The sequence below is a fragment of the Corynebacterium sp. KPL2734 genome (genome assembly GCF_040225595.1).
Classification (GTDB): domain Bacteria; phylum Actinomycetota; class Actinomycetes; order Mycobacteriales; family Mycobacteriaceae; genus Corynebacterium; species Corynebacterium rhinophilum.
This window is the reverse complement of record NZ_JBEHFO010000002.1, coordinates 132,972-151,651: the sequence shown is the minus strand read 5'-3', so window position 1 is coordinate 151,651 and position 18,680 is coordinate 132,972. Positions and strand designations below refer to the sequence as shown.

Annotated in this window: 17 protein-coding genes; 2 read left to right on the top strand and 15 right to left on the bottom strand. The window is 58.4% G+C overall.

The features are described from left to right. Positions 1-3 precede the first annotated feature (3 nt). The 6 genes from pafA to ABRP88_RS02240 all read right to left on the bottom strand — a co-directional run bounded on the left by pafA (position 4) and on the right by ABRP88_RS02240 (position 6,957). Positions 4-1,383: a Pup--protein ligase gene (gene pafA / locus ABRP88_RS02265; RefSeq protein ID WP_349836042.1), complete on the bottom strand. Its 1,380-nt coding sequence runs from the start codon at positions 1,381-1,383 to the stop codon at positions 4-6. A gap of 38 nt (positions 1,384-1,421) precedes the next feature. Continuing rightward, positions 1,422-1,613 carry a ubiquitin-like protein Pup gene (locus ABRP88_RS02260; protein ID WP_349835990.1) on the bottom strand — a complete coding sequence of 64 codons (192 nt, stop codon included), beginning with the start codon at positions 1,611-1,613 and terminating at the stop codon, positions 1,422-1,424. A 31-nt stretch (positions 1,614-1,644) separates the two neighbouring features. Beyond that, positions 1,645-3,189, bottom strand: coding sequence for a depupylase/deamidase Dop (dop, locus tag ABRP88_RS02255; protein ID WP_349835988.1), 1,545 nt, complete (start codon positions 3,187-3,189; stop codon positions 1,645-1,647). Then, positions 3,174-4,754 carry a proteasome ATPase gene (arc, locus tag ABRP88_RS02250; RefSeq protein ID WP_284770665.1) on the bottom strand — a complete coding sequence of 527 codons (1,581 nt, stop codon included), beginning with the start codon at positions 4,752-4,754 and terminating at the stop codon, positions 3,174-3,176. The genes dop and arc overlap by 16 nt, the downstream gene beginning before the upstream one ends. A gap of 83 nt (positions 4,755-4,837) precedes the next feature. Next, a complete protein-coding gene (locus tag ABRP88_RS02245) occupies positions 4,838-5,674 on the bottom strand; it encodes a tRNA (adenine-N1)-methyltransferase (RefSeq protein WP_284771882.1) in 837 nt (278 codons plus the stop codon). A gap of 29 nt (positions 5,675-5,703) precedes the next feature. Next, positions 5,704-6,957: a M18 family aminopeptidase gene (locus ABRP88_RS02240; protein ID WP_284782786.1), complete on the bottom strand. Its 1,254-nt coding sequence runs from the start codon at positions 6,955-6,957 to the stop codon at positions 5,704-5,706. A gap of 46 nt (positions 6,958-7,003) precedes the next feature. On the opposite strand from ABRP88_RS02240, the gene ABRP88_RS02235 reads away from it, so the two are divergent. Continuing rightward, complete coding sequence (locus tag ABRP88_RS02235) at positions 7,004-7,825, top strand: RecB family exonuclease (protein WP_349835986.1); 822 nt, start codon at positions 7,004-7,006, stop codon at positions 7,823-7,825. A 6-nt stretch (positions 7,826-7,831) separates the two neighbouring features. Here the strand turns inward: ABRP88_RS02235 and ABRP88_RS02230 are convergent, their stop codons facing one another. The 9 genes from ABRP88_RS02230 to ABRP88_RS02190 form a co-directional block, all read right to left on the bottom strand. Then, a complete protein-coding gene (locus ABRP88_RS02230) occupies positions 7,832-9,499 on the bottom strand; it encodes a formate--tetrahydrofolate ligase (protein WP_349835984.1) in 1,668 nt (555 codons plus the stop codon). Between the two features lie 149 nt (positions 9,500-9,648). Further along, positions 9,649-10,956 carry an anaerobic C4-dicarboxylate transporter gene (locus ABRP88_RS02225; protein ID WP_284770660.1) on the bottom strand — a complete coding sequence of 436 codons (1,308 nt, stop codon included), beginning with the start codon at positions 10,954-10,956 and terminating at the stop codon, positions 9,649-9,651. Between the two features lie 359 nt (positions 10,957-11,315). After that, positions 11,316-12,875 carry an aspartate ammonia-lyase gene (gene aspA / locus ABRP88_RS02220; protein ID WP_349835982.1) on the bottom strand — a complete coding sequence of 520 codons (1,560 nt, stop codon included), beginning with the start codon at positions 12,873-12,875 and terminating at the stop codon, positions 11,316-11,318. 111 nt (positions 12,876-12,986) lie between these two features. Next, a complete protein-coding gene (hisG, locus tag ABRP88_RS02215) occupies positions 12,987-13,832 on the bottom strand; it encodes an ATP phosphoribosyltransferase (protein ID WP_349835981.1) in 846 nt (281 codons plus the stop codon). 43 nt (positions 13,833-13,875) lie between these two features. After that, positions 13,876-14,139 (bottom strand): phosphoribosyl-ATP diphosphatase, encoded by a 264-nt coding sequence (locus tag ABRP88_RS02210; RefSeq protein WP_005279188.1) that lies wholly within the window; start codon positions 14,137-14,139, stop codon positions 13,876-13,878. A gap of 43 nt (positions 14,140-14,182) precedes the next feature. After that, positions 14,183-14,905 carry an HAD family hydrolase gene (locus tag ABRP88_RS02205; protein WP_284782774.1) on the bottom strand — a complete coding sequence of 241 codons (723 nt, stop codon included), beginning with the start codon at positions 14,903-14,905 and terminating at the stop codon, positions 14,183-14,185. A 126-nt stretch (positions 14,906-15,031) separates the two neighbouring features. After that, positions 15,032-15,415, bottom strand: coding sequence for a hypothetical protein (locus ABRP88_RS02200; RefSeq protein WP_284782771.1), 384 nt, complete (start codon positions 15,413-15,415; stop codon positions 15,032-15,034). A 24-nt stretch (positions 15,416-15,439) separates the two neighbouring features. Continuing rightward, positions 15,440-16,678: a cysteine--1-D-myo-inosityl 2-amino-2-deoxy-alpha-D-glucopyranoside ligase gene (mshC, locus tag ABRP88_RS02195; protein WP_349835979.1), complete on the bottom strand. Its 1,239-nt coding sequence runs from the start codon at positions 16,676-16,678 to the stop codon at positions 15,440-15,442. 33 nt (positions 16,679-16,711) lie between these two features. Further along, on the bottom strand, positions 16,712-17,566 hold the full coding sequence (locus tag ABRP88_RS02190) for an undecaprenyl-diphosphate phosphatase (protein ID WP_284770654.1): 855 nt from the start codon (positions 17,564-17,566) through the stop codon (positions 16,712-16,714). A 66-nt stretch (positions 17,567-17,632) separates the two neighbouring features. Here ABRP88_RS02190 and ABRP88_RS02185 point away from each other — a divergent pair, with 66 nt between their 5' ends. Then, positions 17,633-18,679, top strand: a complete 1,047-nt coding sequence (locus ABRP88_RS02185) for an NHL repeat-containing protein (RefSeq protein WP_349835977.1) — start codon at positions 17,633-17,635, stop codon at positions 18,677-18,679. The last annotated feature ends 1 nt before the right edge of the window (position 18,680 follow it).

Sequence of the window (18,680 nt, the reverse complement as noted above, 5' to 3'; positions counted from 1 at the left end):
GCCCTAGGCGTGATTATCGTGCATATAGTCTAGCAATGCCGCAACGCGCGGATCAGTGGACGCGAAAGGATCCAGCAGCTCCTCGGTGCGCGGTTCGGGGCGGTTGACCTTCAGCCGCGTCCAATCCACGGTCACGTGCGCACCGCAGTCTTCGGCGGCAGTCAGGAACGCGCCGCGCAAGGCCGCACGCGTGGTCGGCGGCGCGGTCGATATTGCACGCTCGATGTCTTCATCTTCAATCCAGCGCTCGATCATCCCGCGGCGCAGCAGCACGTCGTATAAGCCTCGCCCGGGCCGGATATCGTGATAGGTCATATCAACCTGCGTAAGTTTCGGATGCGCCCAGTCACCGCCTAGGCGGGAACGGTAGCGCTCGAGCAGCTCGAACTTGATGACCCAATCAATCTCGCGGTTTACGCCGGAGAAATCTCCGGTCTCGATGGCGCGCAGGATGCGCTCCCACAGGTCAACCACACGCTCCAATTCCGACGTGGGGGTGCCGGCATCCTCGCGGTGAGCGAGCCAATCGCGCGCCCGCGCACAGAGCTGCTGCTGGACTTCTAGGGCGGTAATGGTTCCCCCGCTAACAAGCGGCAGCGGTGTAGAGCCTGTCACATCTCGCGCGATGGTGCGAATGTGGTGGATTGGATCTGCGATCTCGAGTTCGGGCAGCTCGAAGCCTGCCTCCAGCATCTCTAACATGAGCAGGGTGGAGCCGACCTTCAATGCGATGGTGGGCTCTGCCATATTGGAATCGCCGACGATGATGTGCATCCGGCGGAAGCGCTTGGAATCTCCGTGCGGCTCATCGCGGGTATTGATGATGGGCCGGGAACGGGTGGTCGCAGACGAGACACCCTCCCATACCTGGTCGGCGCGCTGGGATAAGAGGAATTGCGCGGGTTGATCGCCCTTGGCTGGCTGCACCATTCCCGCCCCGCAGATAAGTTGGCGGGTAATCAAAAAGGGTAAGAGCTCTACGCCCAGATCTTTGAGCACCATATGCCGGCTAATGAGGTAATTCTCGTGGCAGCCAAAGGAGTGCCCGGCGGAATCCACGTTGTTCTTAAACAGGTAGACCGGCCGCTCGTTTCCTTCTGCGGCCAACGCATCTTCCGCTTGCAGCGCAAGGCGGTTCATCACGCGGTCACCGGCGCATTCATAGGCGATCAGCTGGCTAAGGCTATCGCACTCGGCGGTAGCTACCTCAGGGTGCGAGCCGACGTCGAGGTATAGGCGGCTGGCATTGGTGGCAAAGATATTGGACGAGGCGTATTTTTCGACGATCGGCCGGAAGAGCACGCGCGCAACCTCATCCGGGCTTAATGCCCGCTGGCTCTTCGGCGTCGCCGTGGACAGGCCATATTCGGTCTCGATACCCATGATGCGCCGGGCAAAAACGGGACGGGTGGATTCCACGCCTACTGTCCGCCCTTTTGGACGTAGGAGCGGACGAATTCTTCCGCGTTATTTTCTAGCAGGCCATCGATCTCATCTAGCAGGTCATCGGTGCCAGAGGTGTTGATATTGAGCTGGGTTGCGGTAAATTCTTCCTCTGACTCGGGGCCATTTCCCCCATTATTGCTAGTGACCTGGCGATTCGAATTGGACACGCTGTCATCCTTTCGTCGTATTAGGCGATCATTACTTACGATACTCGGGCTGGATACCGATGGCAGCAAGGCCTTCCAGCAACTCTTCTACGCTACTTGCGCCCTCGATGATGCTTTCGCAGTCCGCGCGGGTGAGCCCGCGGGCATCATCCATGGCCACGGTGGCCCAGACTCCGTTTCGGGCGTGTCCGTCCTTATCACCACGGCGCAGGGTGAGGCTTTGCCAGCTGGCAGCGATGATATCTTCGCCGAATTTCTGCGTTATGCGCCCGCGGAAATATGCCCGCGTATCAGCGGGCGGCTCGGCCGCAGCGCGGTGCAAATCTTCGGCGCTAAAGAGCTGGCGCATCTGGCCCTTGCGCACCAGTGCATGATGCAGCGACTTCTCCGGATCGATTTCCGCATATTGCAAGTCAATAAGGCGCAGCTTGGGATCATCTGGGGCAATGCCGCGGTCCAAGTAGCTCTTGATCAACCGGTACTTGGCCACCCAATCTAAGAGGTGGGAGGCCTTGAGGGGGTCATCGGCAAGCAGCTCTACTGCCTCGTCCCAGGCCGCCAGCACCTTGTGATCGGCGTCGGTCTCCGGCTGCAGGCGGCGGCGGTATTCGTTGAGCAGCTCGAGGGCGGTGAGCGTGCGGCCATCGGCAAGCGTGAGCCGGTGGCGCAATTCAAGGTCGCGGCTTACCAGGGGGACCTCCGCGACGGCATCGGCCAAACGCAGATCGCTAAAGTCCGTGCCCGCCTCAATGGCATCGAGCACTAGCGAGGTCATGCCCAATTTCAGCAGCGTCGAGGTCTGCGACATATTCGCATCTCCAATGATGACGTGCAGGCGGCCAAAATCATCATGGATGGCATGGGGCTCGTCGCGGGTATTGATAATGCCGCGATTGAGGGTGGTTTCCAGGGAAATTTCCTGCTCAATATAATCCGCGCGCTGGGAAATCTGGAACCCCGGTTCCTCCCCAAACTCGCCGCGCCCCATGCGCCCAGCACCAATGACGACCTGACGGGCCACGAAGAAGGGGATCAGCGCTTGGGCCATGACCGAAAAATCGGTGCTGCGGGCATACTGATAATTTTCATGCGAACCGTAGCTGGCACCCTTGCCATCGACGTTGTTTTTATACAACCGTAGCGGCGGGCACGGCTGCCGGTCCGCCAAGACGGACTTTCCCTGTGCTGTTAGCTCCGCGACGGCATCCCGGGCCTGCAGCAGTGTGTAATCGCCGGCGACATCATAGAGCGTCGCGTCCCAAGCATTCGTGCACTCCGGAGCCGAATACTCGGGGTGGGCGTGGTCCACATAGAACCGCGCCCCGCTCGGGGTGACAACATTGGCTACCCCCACCGCATTGGGGTCTACCACGGGAACCGTATCGTAGCGCTTGAGATCGAAACCGCGCGAGTCCCGCAAGGGGTGTTCCTCCGCAAAATCCCAGCGCGAACGCGCCCCCGTATACAGCGCGGCATAGGCCACAACCGCATGGGTCGAGGTAATGATTGGGGATTCCTCCGGCGAATCAGGCGTAGAAATACCGTATTCCGTTTCCGTTCCTAGCACGCGGGCCACGTACAGCTCCTTCCGCTTAAAAGTTCCACACTGGTCACGCGCGAACCGCTGTGATCCGTGGAGACAATCTTGCTCCATTCCTCGGGGTTGGTTGAGGTGGGCATGTATTCCGATTCCTCCTGCTCAGCGGCGATGGCTGCCCGCAGGTGCTGCTTGCCGATGCCCCCTTCAACGCCCCCAGTGCCTTCCTCCACGGCGCGCTCCGCACCGTGGTGCGATAAAGCTTCCTTGATGGCCAGCTTTTTAGCCCGGGCCAAAATATTGGCAATCATCGCGCCAGAGACGAAATCCCGGTAGTGCAGGACCTGGCGCTGCCCATTGCTAAAGTGCAGCTGTGCAAACGGCCTATCGCTATACAGCTCATCCACGGCATCGCCAATGAGCTCGTCAATATCACCCACATGCGGAATGGACGGATCGAAGTGGCGGGCGAAGATCTCGCGCGCGCCGCGCTTGGTGGGGCGATTGATGCGCACCTTCATATCCAGCCGACCCGGGCGCATGATGGCGGGGTCAATGAGCTCTTCCCTATTGGTGGCGCCGATGATGACCACATTGCTGAGGCCCTCCACGCCGTCGAGCTCCGTTAGCAGCTGTGGAACTACGGTGGTTTCCATATCGGACGAGACCCCGGATCCGCGGGTGCGGAAAATGGATTCCATCTCATCAAAGAAGATGACCACCGGGCGATCCGCGCTGGCCTGGGCGAGCTCGCGGGCGCGCTCAAAGATCAGCCGGATGCGGCGCTCTGTTTCGCCGACGTACTTATTCAGCAGCTCTGGGCCCTTAACATTGAGGAAGTAGCTGGATCCGTCTCCCCCCATTTGGGTAGACAAAGAGTTCGCCACTGCTTTAGCAATGAGCGTCTTTCCGCAGCCGGGTGGGCCATAAAGCAATACGCCCTTGGGTGGTTGCAGGCCATATTCCCTGTAGAGCTCTGGGTGGATAAAGGGCAGCTCGACGGAATCACGGATCTGCGAAATTTGCTCGTCTAGGCCGCCGATATCCTCGTAGCGCACATCTGGCACTTCCTCCAGCGAGAGCTGGGATACCTCTGCTTGATCCACCTTTTCCACGGCCACGGAGGCCTTGGTATCTAACAGCACGACCTCGCCCGCGCGCACGCTTTCTTGCAGCGCTTGTGCGAGGAGAACGACGCGGTTATCCCCCGCGGAATTAGCCACGACGGCCCGGCGCTGGTCCAAGCGCTCGACCACGGTGGCAAGCTCGCCGGTGCTCGTGGGGGCGCAGCCTTCGACGACCACGAAGCCATCTCCCAGCCGCACCTGTTGGCCCACCTGCAGGCTTCCCGGCTCCACGTTGGGAGAGACCTTGAGCTGCATGACGCGGCCGTTGGTATAAACCTCCGCCGTGGTTCCTACCTCGCTTTGGTGCGGCGAGTAGGCCAAAAAGACACCGTAGGTAGAGGCAGGCTCTGCAAGTGCATTGACCTCAGCAAATAACTGCTCAAGCTCGGCGCGCGATTTCTGTAAAAGCTCCACCAGCTTTTGATTGCGCGCAGCAAGCTGGCTGAGTTGCCGCTTATTATCCGTGGCTTCATCCATGCACACCACTTTAACGCGCGAAAAGGTATGAGCGAGGCCACTTTAGCAATTAATTACATCCGTGTACTTAAATACTGCGCATACTATTTGCGGGCGCGGCGCTGGGGGCGCGGCGGGGTGACGCCATCGGCAAGCCGCCTGGTCCAAATGAGGAATGCGGTGTGCGCATTCATGCGGTGCTCTGGGCGGGTGGCCAGGCCTTCTACCTTCCACTCGCGCACCAGGGACTCCCATGCCTTCGGCTCTGTAAAGCACTGCAACTCGCGAATGCCCTCCATGACCTTCATCAGCTGCGGGACCGTTGCCACATAGGTCATGAACACGCCGCCGGGGATCAGCAGATCGCGTACGGTCTCCAAGTTCTCCCAGGGCTCAAGCATGTCCAAGATGATGCGGTCAACGGGGCCGCCTAGGTCCTCGGCTGTGACATCGCCAAGATCCCCTAGGCGCGGCGACCACCACTCGGGGCGGCTGCCAAAGTATTCCTCGACATTATCGACCGCATACTCCAAGTGATCCTCACGGATTTCGTAGGAATAGACGTGGCCTTCGGGGCCCACGGCGCGCAGGAGGGACATCGACAAGGCACCGGAGCCCGCACCAGCCTCAAGCACGCGGGCGCCCATGAAAATATCGCCCTCGACCAAGATTTGTGCGGCGTCCTTGGGGTAGATGACTGCGGCGCCGCGCGGCATCGAGAGGACGTGATCCACCATGAGGTGGCGGAAGAGCAGGAAGGACGAGCCCAAGGTGGACTCGATGACGGAACCTTCATCCATTCCCACGATGTCATCGTGGTTGATTATGCCTTTATGGGAATGGAACTGGCCTCCTTCTTTCAAAATGACCGTGTAGTGGCGCCGCTTGGCGTCCGTCAGCTGCACGCGGTCGCCATAGGAAAAGGGGCCAGAATAAGCCATGCCGCAAAACTCCTCGAGGTTGTGGGAAACTAACCCTTCAAGTATGCCTCAAGTGCCCGCGAGAGCCATATTTGGTCCTGCTCGCCCACCATCTCGCGCGCGGAGTGCATCGATAGCATCGGCACGCCCACATCGACGGTGTCGATGCCCAATCGCGTTGCGGTAATGGGGCCGATGGTCGATCCGCACGGCACATCGTTATTGCCCACGAAACGCTGCACCGGAACCCCAGCCGTGGCACACGCGGTCTCCCACAACGCGATCGTCTGCGCATCGGAGGCATAGCGCTGGTTACCGTTGATCTTGGTCACTGGGCCCTGCCCAATGATCGGCTGGTGGGTGGGATCGTGCTTATCCGTGTAATTGGGGTGCACCGAGTGCGCGGCATCGGCAGACACGCAGCTTGAGCGGGCGAACATCTGGAATCGCTCTTCCTCATTGGCCCCCAGCGCGCGGGCGGTGCGGGTCAACACGTCCTGCAGGATGGGCCCGGCGGCACCATAGCGGGAGCTCGATCCCACTTCCTCGTGGTCAAAGGCCATCATAACCAAAATATCGGAGCCGTCATAGTCCTGCGCAGCGCTCTGCATAGCCTCCAGCGAGGCATGCACCGAAGACAAGTTATCCATGCGGCCAGCCGCGATAAACTTTTCGCCCGCGCCAAAGACCGCGCCTCGGGCGGCATCGGCCGTAATCAGGTTGAAGGACGCGATATCCTGCTTGGCGATGCCCGCCTGCTCCCCCACCACCTGCAGGATCGACGCATCTTCATCGCCCACCGTCAGCACCGGCTGCATGTGCTTTTGCCGGTCCGGCTTGAACTCATCCTTGCGGTACAAGTGGATAGCCAGCGAAGGAAGGCGCAGAACTGGGCCCGTATTCACCAAGTGCTGGCGTCCATCCGTGGTCACAACTTGGCCGGCGACGGTAAGTTCGCGGTCAAACCACGTGTGCAGCAAGGCGCCGCCGTAGATTTCTACCGCGACCTGCTGCCAGCCCGCAGCAGAAAAATCGGGCGTGGGCTTAAGCGCCAGCCCCGGCGAATCAGTATGCGAACCGATAACGCGGAAACCGGAATTCTTATCGGCGCCTTCCGGCACGTACCACGCGGCAACTGCACCGCCGCGGACCATCACGTGCCCGCCCGGTGCCGCCGACCAGTCCTCGCGCTCATCCTGGACCTGGAAACCGAATTCTTGCAGCTGGCGCGCTACCTCATGCGCGGCGTGGTACGACGACGGCGAAGCCGCCAAGAAATCAAGGAACTTATCGGTATAACTCATACCTTCTAGCTTGCCACGAAACTATCGGCGATAGGCTAGATACACCATGGCTACTTCATCTACTCCCCGCCCTCTTGCCCTGTCGCCCTCGCGCGCCTCCGACTACCAGCAGTGCCCTCTGCTCTACCGTTTCCGGGCCATCGACAAGATTCCCGAGCCCAAGACCATCGCCCAAGTTATGGGAACCCTGGTCCACGCGGTCCTAGAAGAAACGCATAAACTCCCGCGCGAAGAGCGCACTTACCCAGCCGCAGTAAAGATGATTAAGCCAAGCTGGGCAGCGATGACGGAACAGGACGCTGAATTGCTCGAGCTCGTGTCCGAAGACGAGACGTATGATTTCTTCGTCGCCGCCCGCGAGCTGCTCAAAGGCTATTTCCAGATGGAAAACCCGCAGGGCTTCGACTGCCAAGAAACCGAGATGTATGTCAACACGGTTCTGCCCAACGGCGTGCCCGTGCGCGGGTTTATTGACCGCGTGGACCGCGCCCCCACCGGCGAGGTGCGCGTCGTGGATTATAAAACGGGCAAGAAACCAGCACCGCGCTTTTCCCACAGCGCCCAATTCCAGATGCGGTTTTATGCCCTAGTGTATTGGCGCCTGTTGGGAACAATCCCCCACCAGCTACGACTGATGTATCTAAAGGTGCTGGATTCGATGTTTTTAGCCCCTACCCAGGAGGAACTCGAATACTTCGAGCGCGATCTAGGCCAGCTGTGGGCCAAGATTGAGGCCGATGGGCGCGCCGGGGATTTTCGCCCGAAACGCTCCAAGCTCTGTAATTGGTGCGCGCATCAGGCGATCTGCCCCGAATTTGGCGGCACGCCGCCGGAGTACCCGGGTTGGCCGGGCTCCGCGGCGGATTAACTCCTTTTAGAACAGTCCGGATACCGTGCCATCGGCGGCGACGTCGATATTATTGGCCGCCGGCTTCTTGGGCAGGCCCGGCATGGTCATCACGTTGCCGGTAAGCACCACGATAAACCCCGAACCGGTGCGCGGCAATAGCTCGCGCACGTGCAGCGTGTGGCCTTCCGGAGCGCCCAATGCGGTTGCTTCATCCGAGAAGGAATACTGCGTCTTGGAAATGACCACGGGTAATTTATCCCAGCCATTGTCCTTGATGTATTGCAAGTCCTTCACAGCCTTTGAGCCGTATTCCACGCGGTCCGCGCGGTAGATCTCGCGGGCGATGGTCTCGATGGAGGCCTCGATGCCTTCTTCAGGATCATAGAGCTGCTGCGCGCCGCCCTCGAGGTTCTCCAGCAAGGTCTCGGCCAGCTTCGTCGCTCCCGCGCCGCCTTCGGCCCAGACGTTGGCCTCTTCCAAGGCCACGCCGAAGTCCTTGGCCCAATCGCGCATAAACTGGCGCTCCGCCTCCGTATCGGACCAGAAGAGGTTCAGCGCGACAACGGGCTTGATACCAAACTTGCGCAGGTTTTCTACGTGGCGCTCAAGGTTGACGATGCCCTTCTGCAGAGCCTCAACATTTTCCTCGGTGAGCTTATCCTTGGCAACGCCCCCGTTGTACTTCTGCGAGCGGATTGTCGCCACGACCACCGCGCCGGCCACGTCCAGGTCACCAAACCGGGACTTGATATCCATAAACTTCTCGCCGCCGAGATCCGCGCCGAAGCCGGCCTCAGACAGCACGATATCGCCGAACTGCAGGGCAGTCTGCGTCGCCAGCAAGGAGTTGCAGCCGTGCGCGATATTGGCGAAGGGGCCACCGTGCACGAGTGCGGGCACCCCGCCGAGGGTTTGCACGAGGTTCGGGTTCAAGGCATCGCGCATCAGCGCGGTCAGCGCGCCTTCCGCATCGAGCTCGCGCGCGGTCACCGGCCGCTGGTCATAGGTAAACCCGACGGTAATATCGCCGAGCCGCTGCTTGAGGTCATCGAGGCTCGTCGCCAAACACAAAATCGCCATGATCTCGGAGGCCGCCGTGATGGTAAAGCCCGTTTCTGCCGGCACGCCGTGTGCCGATCCACCAAGGCCGGTCACCACATTGCGCAATGCGCGGTCGTTCACGTCGACGCAGCGCTGCCACGTCACGCGGCGCGGGTCGATGCCCAGCTGGTTGCCCTGGTGAATGTGATTATCGATGATGGCCGCAAGCGTATTCGTAGCCGCGGCAATGGCGTGGAAGTCACCGGTGAAGTGCAGGTTGATATCCTCCATCGGCACAATCTGGGCGTAGCCACCGCCCGCGGCACCACCCTTGATACCCATTACCGGGCCTTGGGATGGCTCACGGAGGGCCACGATGGCCTTCTTCCCGATCTGATCCAGCGCATCGGTCAAGCCGATGAGGACCGTAGATTTTCCTTCCCCGGCAGGTGTTGGGGACACTCCTGTCACCAACACGAGCTTGCCGCGCTTATCCTTGGCGTAGTCCACCTTAGTGATATCCACCTTGGCTTTTGTGGAACCAAAAGGAATTACTGCATCTTCTGGGATTCCTGCTTTGTCTGCGATTTCCGCAATCGGCTGCAGGTTATGGGCTTGAGCGATTTCAACATCGGATGGCTGCGTAGTCATGGCATCTACCCTACCGATTTCTGGCATTAGCCAAGTCGCATGGGGGTATAAACTGTGAGGCAGAACATTTCTTTTGGTGAAGATTCCACATAAAAGTGGCGCCCTCTCCGCGGAGAAGACGCCACCAAGACCTCGAGTTCGAAGACTCGCTAAATGATTACCGCACCGAGTGCGTAGCCAAGGAGCACGGAACCGACGATGCTGACCACGCCGGGGATAAGGAATGGGTGGTTGAATACGGCCTTGCCGATCTTGGTCGTGCCCGTATCATCCATTTCGACAGCTGCCAGCAACGTTGGGTACGTCGGCAGGATGAACAGAGCAGATACTGCTGGGAATGCGGCCACGGCGGTAACCGGGTTAACACCTAGCGCCAATGCGGCGGGCATGAGCGCCTTAGTGGTAGCAGCCTGCGAGTACAGCAGGGCTGCGGCGAAGAAGAGCACCACTGCCAGCAACCATGGCGAAGCTTCGATGACGTCGCCGGCCAGCGCTTGAATATCGTCCAAGTAGTGGTTGATCAAGGTGGTTCCCAACCACGCAACGCCCAGCACACAGATGCAGGCGGACATACCCGATTTAAATACCGGAGTATTGAGCACGTCGCCGGTCGGAATCTTGGTTTTCAAGACGATGATCGTCGCGGCCGAGAGCATGACGGTCATGATTGCCTCATTGCGCGGCAACGTGGGATCCGTAATCAGGCCAACTTGTTCGGAAGAAATGGTAGCCCACGCCATGACGACGACGATGGCGATGAGAAAGATGACTACGGAAGACTTAGCGCCTTCCTTTGGCTCATATTTACTAGCACCAATCGGTTCTTTGACCAGGCCTTGGGCCTTGCGCTCTTGGTATACAGGATCATCTTCTAGTTCCTTGCCAAACTTATTGGCAAGCCAAGCTGCCGGGAAGATGGACAGGAAGGTAGCTGGAATCAGCACTCCGAGCACCTGGAGGTACCCCACCCCCATGGGCTCAAGCAGACCAGCCAGGATGACAACTGCAGCAGAAATCGGCGAGGCACAAATACCCATCTGCGCAGCGACAACCGCGATAGATAGCGGGCGCGACGGGCGAACCTTGCCTTCCTTGGCTACCTCTACGATGACCGGCAACGTGGAAAAGGACGTGTGCCCGGTACCGGCCAAGACCGTCATCAACCAGGTCACAATGGGTGCGTAAAACGTAATCTTTTTGGGGTTTTTGCGCAGGAACTTCTCGGCCACGTGAACCAAATAGTCCATGCCGCCGGCCTTTTGCATGGCGGCGATGGCCGCAATCACCGTCATAATAATGGCGATGACGTCGAACGGAATGTCTTCCCTGGTTACGGGAACTCCCGTAACGCCCAAAAGGAGAACGCCTAGGCCGCCGGCCATGCCGATGCCTATGGACCCAATTCTCGCACCCAGGATAATGGCCGCGAGAACGATGACAATATGAATAATAACCATGGATACGCTCCACACGTTCTCAACTACACGTGGTGGACCCGCCTTAGCCTGCCGGTCGTGGACCACCCTTACACTTCTATTTTGCCCTGAATATGTTGCTTTATTTACATATTCCGCCCGTTTGTGCTGCTTCCCACATGTGTTCTACCTCGCGTTATAAACCGTTCGGTATATTTCCATGCCGCTGCACTATGGAACCGTGAGTCACCAGTCAGGCATTCACGTAAGAGACCGCACACACCATGGAATACTTTTCCGCTTTCCACGGAAAAGTAAACACGGTGTGTGCGGAATGGTGGGCGCCTCCATGAGGATGGGCATCGCCCACCTCATGCGGGACTACAGATCGCGAACTTTACTTAGTTGTCATCGAGGAAAAGCTGACCGCGAAATTCTGGGTGCATCAGGTTTTCTACCGACAGGACCTTGTTCAGCGTTGCCTCATCAAGTAAACCCTTCTCCAGCACGAGTTCCTTGACGCCCTTGCCGGTCTTGAGGGATTCCTTTGCAACCTCATCACCGTTGTGGTGGCCAATAAATGGGTTCAAGTAGGTAACGATACCGATGGAGTTCTCCACGTACTGGCGGCACACATCAGCGTTGGCAGTAATACCGGTGACGCACTTCTCACGCAGCGCATCAACCGCGTTGCCCATGATGCGGATGGACTGGAACAGTGCCTCACCGATGACCGGCTCCATCACGTTGAGCTGCAGCTGGCCAGCCTCTGCGGCCATGGTCACAACGTGGTCATTGCCGAAGATCTTGAAGCAGGTCTGGTTGACAACCTCTGGGATAACTGGGTTGACCTTACCCGGCATGATGGAGGAACCTGCCTGGCGGGCGGGCAGGTTGATCTCGCCCAGGCCAGCGCGCGGGCCAGAGGAAAGCAGGCGCAAGTCATTACAAATCTTGGAGAGCTTCATGGCAGCGCGCTTGATGGCAGAGTGCAAGAAGACGTAGGCACCGCAGTCAGAGGTGGCCTCGATAAGGTCGCTTGCAGTCTTCATCTCCAGACCAGTGACCTCAGACAGGGCGGCGGTTACCTGGTGACGGTAGCCGGCTGGAGTGTTAACACCGGTGCCGATGGCGGTTGCACCGAGGTTGATCTGCAGCAAGCGGCTCTGTGCGTCGCGCAGAACGGCCTGCTCCTCGTTCAGGTTATTAGCAAAGCCCTTGAATTCATCGCCCAAAGTCATGGGGACGGCATCCTGCAGCTGGGTGCGGCCCATCTTCAGGATGTCTTGGAACTCATTGCCTTTGTCCTGGAATGCGGAACGCAGGCTGTCGATGCGCACGATGAGGTCATCGATGGCAGCGTACAGGCCCAGACGGAAGCCAGTTGGGTAAGCGTCGTTGGTGGACTGGGACATGTTGACATCGTCATTGGGGTTGATGATGTCGTAGGAGCCCTTCTCCTCCCCCAAGTGCTCAAGTGCCAGGTTGGCAACGACCTCATTGGTGTTCATGTTCAACGAGGTGCCGGCACCGCCCTGGAATACATCGAGCGGGAACTGGTCCATGCAGCGACCCTCGTCCAAGATCTGGTCACATGCCCAGATGATGGCCTCTGCCTTCTTCTTCGGCAGCACGTGCAGGCGACGGTTGGCCATCGCGGCGGCCTTCTTGACCTTCACCATGCCGCGGATGAAGTGCGGAATGGTGTTAATGGTCACGTAGGAAATCTGGAAGTTATCCATCGCGCGGACGGTGTGGACACCAAAGTAGGCGTCAGCAGGAATTTCCAAATCACCGATCAGGTCGGTTTCCGTACGAGTGTTTTTGCTCGACGTCTTTGGTTTCTTCTGCTCAGCTACCTTTTGCTGTGCAGACTGGGTGGTCTTATCCTCCTGCTTATCCTCCGCTTGCTTTGCGGCAGACTTAGTGTCTTTTTCTTCTTTCTTAGACGACTTTGCCATGATGGCGCGGCTCCTTTGCCTGTCGAGAATGATGTCCGAGTGAATAATCTCAAGCGCCAATGGTAGCCACGTTTCGCCCCAATTGGGACGACCAAGAATTTAATACTCCCCCTAAAAGCGGGCAATACGGAGATCGGAAGCCAAAATTGCCTCCGCACCGAGTTGGGAAAGTCGATCCATAATCTGGTTGGCTTCCTTTTGCGGAACCATCGCACGCACCGCCACCCAGTCCTGTCGCGCCAACGGTGAAACCGTCGGCCCAGTCAGGCCCGGAGTAACACCAGCTGCTTTGTCCAGATTTGCTTCCGCGATGTTGTAATCGATCATGAGGTAGGTGCGGGCGTGCAAAATACCTTGGATGCGGCCCAAGACAACCTGCTCTTCCGGCGTCACCTCTGCATCGTGGCGTTTAATGACGACAGCTTCCGAGCTGACGATGGGCTCACCAAAGGGTGCCAAACCCTGCTGTCGCAGCGTAGTACCAGTTGACACGACATCGGCAATGGCATCGGCCACACCTAAGTGGATGGATATTTCCACCGCGCCGTCGAGACGGATCACATCGGCGGAAATCCCCTTCTCCGCCAAGTCCTGTCGGACCAAATTCGGGTACGACGTTGCTACGCGCTTGCCCTCAAGGTGAGAGATATCCCACCCTTCTCCTTGGGGTGCGGCGTAGCGGAATGTTGAGTCACCGAAGCCAAGTGAGAGGACTTCTTTAAATTGGGCGTTGGAATCGAGCGCCAAATCGCGCCCTGTGATCCCGAGGTCGAGCACGCCGCGGGCGACATAGATTGCGATATCCTTCGGGCGGAGGAAGAAAAATTCCACCCCATTGTCTAGATCCACCACATTTAGGGTTTTGGAGTGACCGCGTCCCTTGTATCCGGCCTCACCAAGGATTTCTAAAGCCGCTTCTGATAGGGAACCTTTATTTGGTACTGCAATTTTGATCATGCTGTTCTCCAGGAAGTCTGCTCCACCGCAGGTGGGCAACAAGTTATAGGTATTTATAAATATCTTCAGGCCGCAGGCCGCGCTTGATCATCATGACCTGCGTCCAATAGATAAGCTGCGACATTTCTTCCGCCAGTTCCTCGTCGGACTGGTATTCGGCGGCGATCCATACTTCGCCTGCCTCTTCGATGATCTTTTTGCCAATATGATGGGCGCCTTCTTCCAACGCCTGGACGGTCCCAGAGCCCTCGGGCTTCTGGTCTGCTTTGTTCAGTAGCTCAGCAAAAAGTGTCTCAAAATCCTTCACAGCTACCTATTGTTCCACAGGTAAGCGGTCAATGCGAAGGATTTTATTTCATTTCCTGGATAGCCCGGAACCATTCATAGACATCTACATGGCGTGCGCCCGCAAGGTGGCGAGAATCGCGCAGCCGGGAGATCTCCACTACCCCCTCCGGTACTTCCACGCCTTCATCCTCGGGCAAACCGATAACGGTGCACCCCGCGGCAACGGCCGCGCGCATACCGGCCGGAGAGTCTTCGAATACGAGGCACTGAGCTGGATCAAGTTGAAGGCGCCGAGCCGCTTCCAAGTACATGTCTGGAGCGGGCTTGCCGGTGGGGACTTCATCACCGCAAATAGTGTCCACGAAATACTCCCGGCCTATTACCGCGATGGCTGCGTCCGCGACGTCGCGATCCGTATTCGTCGTGACCATCATCGGCATGCCGTCTTGGTGCAGCGCGGTTAAAAGCTCCGGGATTCCGGGAAAGATTTCTAGGCGGCCAGCAAAAAGAGTCTTCACATAATCAAACATCTTGCGCCGGTAGGCTTCGACGTCGCCTTCGCCCAAGGAAACTCCCGCATTATCAGCGCAAATGCGCAGCGTCGTAGGAAAGGTAGCCCCGACCGTATCCATGCGTTGCCTGGGTGTCAGGCGCTTGCCCAGCACTTCCGAAAGATAGTACGTCGCCTCACCCCACAAGGGCTCTGAGTTGGTCAAGGTGCCATCCATATCCCAGAAAATCGCCGCGGGACGGGACAAAGGCTGGGAATCACTTTCTGTGGTCATACACACTCCACCGGCTTTTCCGGCATGGAACTACGGCCCAACGGGGAGGAAATATTCGCGCTGCGCGGTGATCAATCAACGTCACCGTAGAAATTTACCCACAGTAGGCTGCAGGCGTAAAGGTTTTTAGAAGTCCAACTCGGGGATCTGTGAGAGTGCCTCATCATCGGCACCGGTAGCCGCAGAAGCGTTGTACATAAGCTCGGCGATTTCTTCCTTTTCCTCCGGCTCCACCACGGCATCGTGCTGTTTGCGATTAAAGGTAGCGAGTTTTTGCACGGTCTTATTCAATACCGCGGCGAGCTGGCCGCCATCAGGATCGTCCGGCAAACCGTCCAGCCCATCCAACATCTGCTCGAGATGGCCTTTAAGTTCTGGGAGCACCGCCGCGTCAAACGGCGCCTCCCAGAACTCTTTCTCCTCGTCTTTGAGGTAATCGCCGGTGGCAAAGGACTTAAGATCAGCAATGAACTCATCAACGGTGGGTTGGAAATCTGCGCGAATGCTCATGCTGTCGATATTGCCTTAAGTTGGCTAGGCCTGCACGCCGAGCAGCGAATTAAGTGCTGTACGCACCAACTCTGCAGCGCCTTCCTCGTCTTCGCCACGGTCGCTGCCTGCCCAATCGTCGATGGCGCGCAGCGCAGTGGGGGTATCGAGGTCATCGGCAAGTGCTTGGCGAAGCCCCGCTACCGCACCTTCCGCAGCCGACAGGGACCCAGGGGTTTCGAGGGCAGAGCGCCAAGTGGCCAGCCGGTTCTTGGCCTGGTCGAGCACCTCATCGGACCAGTCCCGCTCGGCGCGGTAATGACCGGAAAATACGCCGAGGCGAATAGCGGAGGGATCCTCGCCCTGCTCCACAAGCTTGTGCACGAAGACAAGGTTTCCCAGGGACTTGGACATTTTTACGCCGTCCAGGCCGATCATTCCGGTGTGGACATAAAACTGCGCCATGCGGTCAACGCCCAATGCGGCCTCTGCATGCGCGGCGGAAAATTCGTGGTGCGGGAATTTCAGATCGCTGCCGCCGCCCTGGATATTAAAGGTGCTACCCAAGTAGTTGGTGGCGATGGCAGAGCACTCGATGTGCCAGCCGGGGCGGCCTGGACCGAAGGGAGACTCCCACGCCGGCTCACCTTCGCGGTGGGCACGCCAAATCAGGGCATCCATGGGGTGCTTCTTGCCTGGACGATCGGGGTCCCCGCCGCGCTCGGCAAAAAATTCCTGCATCTGTTCCATCGAGTAGTTGGATTCATAACCAAATTCCTCGGTGGCATCGATGGAGGCATACACATCGGGATACTCAGGGTCATCCACCACGTAAGCGGCGCCGTTATCCAGCAACTTTTGCACCATGTCCACGATCTCATCGACTGTTTCCATGGCACCAATGAAGTGCTGCGGCGGGATGACCGATAAAAGCTCCATATCGGAGCGGAAAAGGTCGATCTGGGAGGTGCCGAGTTCGCGCCAATCAACGCCGTCGCGCTCCGCGCGCTCAAAGAGTGGGTCATCGACGTCGGTGATATTTTGCGCGTAATTAACCTTCTTGCCTGCATCCAAGAACTGCCGGTAAATCAGGTCAAAAGTGAGATAGGTGGCTGCGTGACCCAAGTGGGTCGAATCATACGGGGTAATGCCGCACACGTACATGGTGGCGGTATCCCCCTTTACCTGCACGGGGGCCTTGGTTTGATTCGCGGAATCGTAGAGATAGAGCTGTGCCGCATCGCCTGGGACGGGGCTAAAAGAAGGTGTTGGCCAAGAATGCATGGCACCTATACTAACGCTTCTTTATGGGTGGATTTAAATGGGCTGTAGGACTCCCAAGGCCAGCAGAATCATCACGATAATGCCTACTGGGATGCGGTAGGCCGCGAACCACGCAAAGGAGTGGTTGCCCACGAAGTTCAGCAACCACGCGATCGAGGCGTAGCCCAAGGCAAAGGCGATGCCGGTACCGACGAGCAGCTGCATACCGGAAGCGGCTTGGCCGGCCTCGGGCGCGAAGGCATCGGGAAGCGAAAAAAGCCCCGACGCCAGTACTGCCGGAATGGCCAAGAGGAAGCTAAAACGCGTGGCCACCTCGCGATCGAGACCCAAGAAAAGACCACCGGAAATGGTGCCGCCCGAACGTGACACGCCAGGAATCAACGCCAAGCACTGGCACAGACCCATGATGATGGCATCTTTCATCGTCAGCTCCTCAAAACCGCGCTTTTTGGAGCCGACGCGCTCTGCGGCGATGAAGACGAAGGAGAAGACGATCAGCATCGTGGCAGTGATCCACAGGTTGCGCAGCGCCCCACGAATGGCGTCTTCAAAGACCAAACCGATGACGCCGATGGGAATGGATCCGACGATGACCATCCAGCCCATGCGCCAGTCCTGCCCGCGCGAGGCGGGATTGGTCCACCCGCGGAACCACCCGGATAAGATTTGCCAGATCATCGGGGCGAAATAAACCAGCACGGCAAGCTCGGTGCCGAGCTGGATAACGGCGGTAAAAGAAGCGCCGGCGTCGTTGCCCCAAAAGAGCTCAGAAACAATGCGCAGGTGCCCCGAGGAGCTTACTGGGAGAAACTCCGTAAGGCCCTGCACAATGGATAAGACGATAACTTGTGCCCAAGAAACTGCTTCGGTCGCGGTATCAGAAATCACCCGCCATACACTACCGTCGCGCACGGCTTCGGGAAATCACAACGCGCGCTGTTAGGATAAGTATCCGTGAAATCACGATCCCGCTCCACATTCGTACTATCCAGCTTGCTAGCACTCTCCACTGCTGCGCTGGCCGCCTGCGATTCCACCGTGGGCGTAGGCGGTGATCCCGAAACCGCGGTAAAGGGCAACGCCACCCCGGCCGCATCTCCCAGTGACACCGATCCTACCGGCACGGTCATCGATTTCGATGAAGACATTACGGATCTGGCTGCGGTAAAAGATACGATTGCCGTTCGCACCGCAGACCAGGTGCACATTGGCAGCCAGGATGACTTTGGGGCCAACAAGGCTAAGAGCATCGATATCGATTCCACCTGCGGCGATTTAAGCTCTTCTGAATCTGGATTCGTCTTGGCTTGCCAGGACAAGGTCTTGCTCATCGATCCTTCTGCGCCGGAATCACCGGAAGAAATCAACATGGATGAGGGCTTCCAGGTCACCGCCGCTACCCAGATTTCGACCGGCGAGGTCTTTGTCACCGCAGACGATTCCGCTGTGGTGGGCCGGTACAAGGATGGCACGCGGGACGGCGAAATCTCCGTAGAGGCCGGATCGGACCAGATGCTCGCCGTTCCCAATGCGGATGGCGATGACGGGATTGTGCGCATTCAGCGTTCGGATTCCACGATCCAGAATATCGATTGGCCCAATGACCGCGCCGGCGGCCGGTTGCGCGCTGGCCAGGGTGTCGGCCAAATCGCGGTGGGTAATAACGGCGTCGTGCTCGCCTCCGATACCGAGGGCGGCCGGATCGCAGTCTATACTTCCGATGACGTCGTCCGCCTGCACCAATACGGCGTGGTGGACGGCACTCCCTGGGCGGTAACCTGGGATGACTCGCGCGAGCTCGCATGGGTCACCACCACCGATAACAACACCGCGCACGCCTATTCCATTGACAAGGGCGTTCCCGAATCCCGCGGCGACTTTGCCACGCTTGCCGATGCCCAAAATATTTCCGCTCTTTCCAATGGCACCATCGTGGTTGCCTCCGCATCCGGCCAGGGGCTGCAGTTCGTGGCGGATCCGCACCTGAAAAAGGAGTCTTAAT

What these genes read in the sequence shown, in the direction of transcription:
- pafA (WP_349836042.1), bottom strand. Translation starts at nt 1,383, where the DNA reads ATGGGTATCGAGACCGAATATGGCCTGTCCACGGCGACGCCGAAGAGC.
- arc (WP_284770665.1), bottom strand. Translation starts at nt 4,754, where the DNA reads ATGGATGAAGCCACGGATAATAAGCGGCAACTCAGCCAGCTTGCTGCG.
- ABRP88_RS02245 (WP_284771882.1), bottom strand. Translation starts at nt 5,674, where the DNA reads ATGGCTTATTCTGGCCCCTTTTCCTATGGCGACCGCGTGCAGCTGACG.
- ABRP88_RS02240 (WP_284782786.1), bottom strand. Translation starts at nt 6,957, where the DNA reads ATGAGTTATACCGATAAGTTCCTTGATTTCTTGGCGGCTTCGCCGTCG.
- ABRP88_RS02235 (WP_349835986.1), top strand. Translation starts at nt 7,004, where the DNA reads ATGGCTACTTCATCTACTCCCCGCCCTCTTGCCCTGTCGCCCTCGCGC.
- ABRP88_RS02230 (WP_349835984.1), bottom strand. Translation starts at nt 9,499, where the DNA reads ATGACTACGCAGCCATCCGATGTTGAAATCGCTCAAGCCCATAACCTG.
- ABRP88_RS02225 (WP_284770660.1), bottom strand. Translation starts at nt 10,956, where the DNA reads ATGGTTATTATTCATATTGTCATCGTTCTCGCGGCCATTATCCTGGGT.
- aspA (WP_349835982.1), bottom strand. Translation starts at nt 12,875, where the DNA reads ATGGCAAAGTCGTCTAAGAAAGAAGAAAAAGACACTAAGTCTGCCGCA.
- hisG (WP_349835981.1), bottom strand. Translation starts at nt 13,832, where the DNA reads ATGATCAAAATTGCAGTACCAAATAAAGGTTCCCTATCAGAAGCGGCT.
- ABRP88_RS02205 (WP_284782774.1), bottom strand. Translation starts at nt 14,905, where the DNA reads ATGACCACAGAAAGTGATTCCCAGCCTTTGTCCCGTCCCGCGGCGATT.
- ABRP88_RS02200 (WP_284782771.1), bottom strand. Translation starts at nt 15,415, where the DNA reads ATGAGCATTCGCGCAGATTTCCAACCCACCGTTGATGAGTTCATTGCT.
- mshC (WP_349835979.1), bottom strand. Translation starts at nt 16,678, where the DNA reads ATGCATTCTTGGCCAACACCTTCTTTTAGCCCCGTCCCAGGCGATGCG.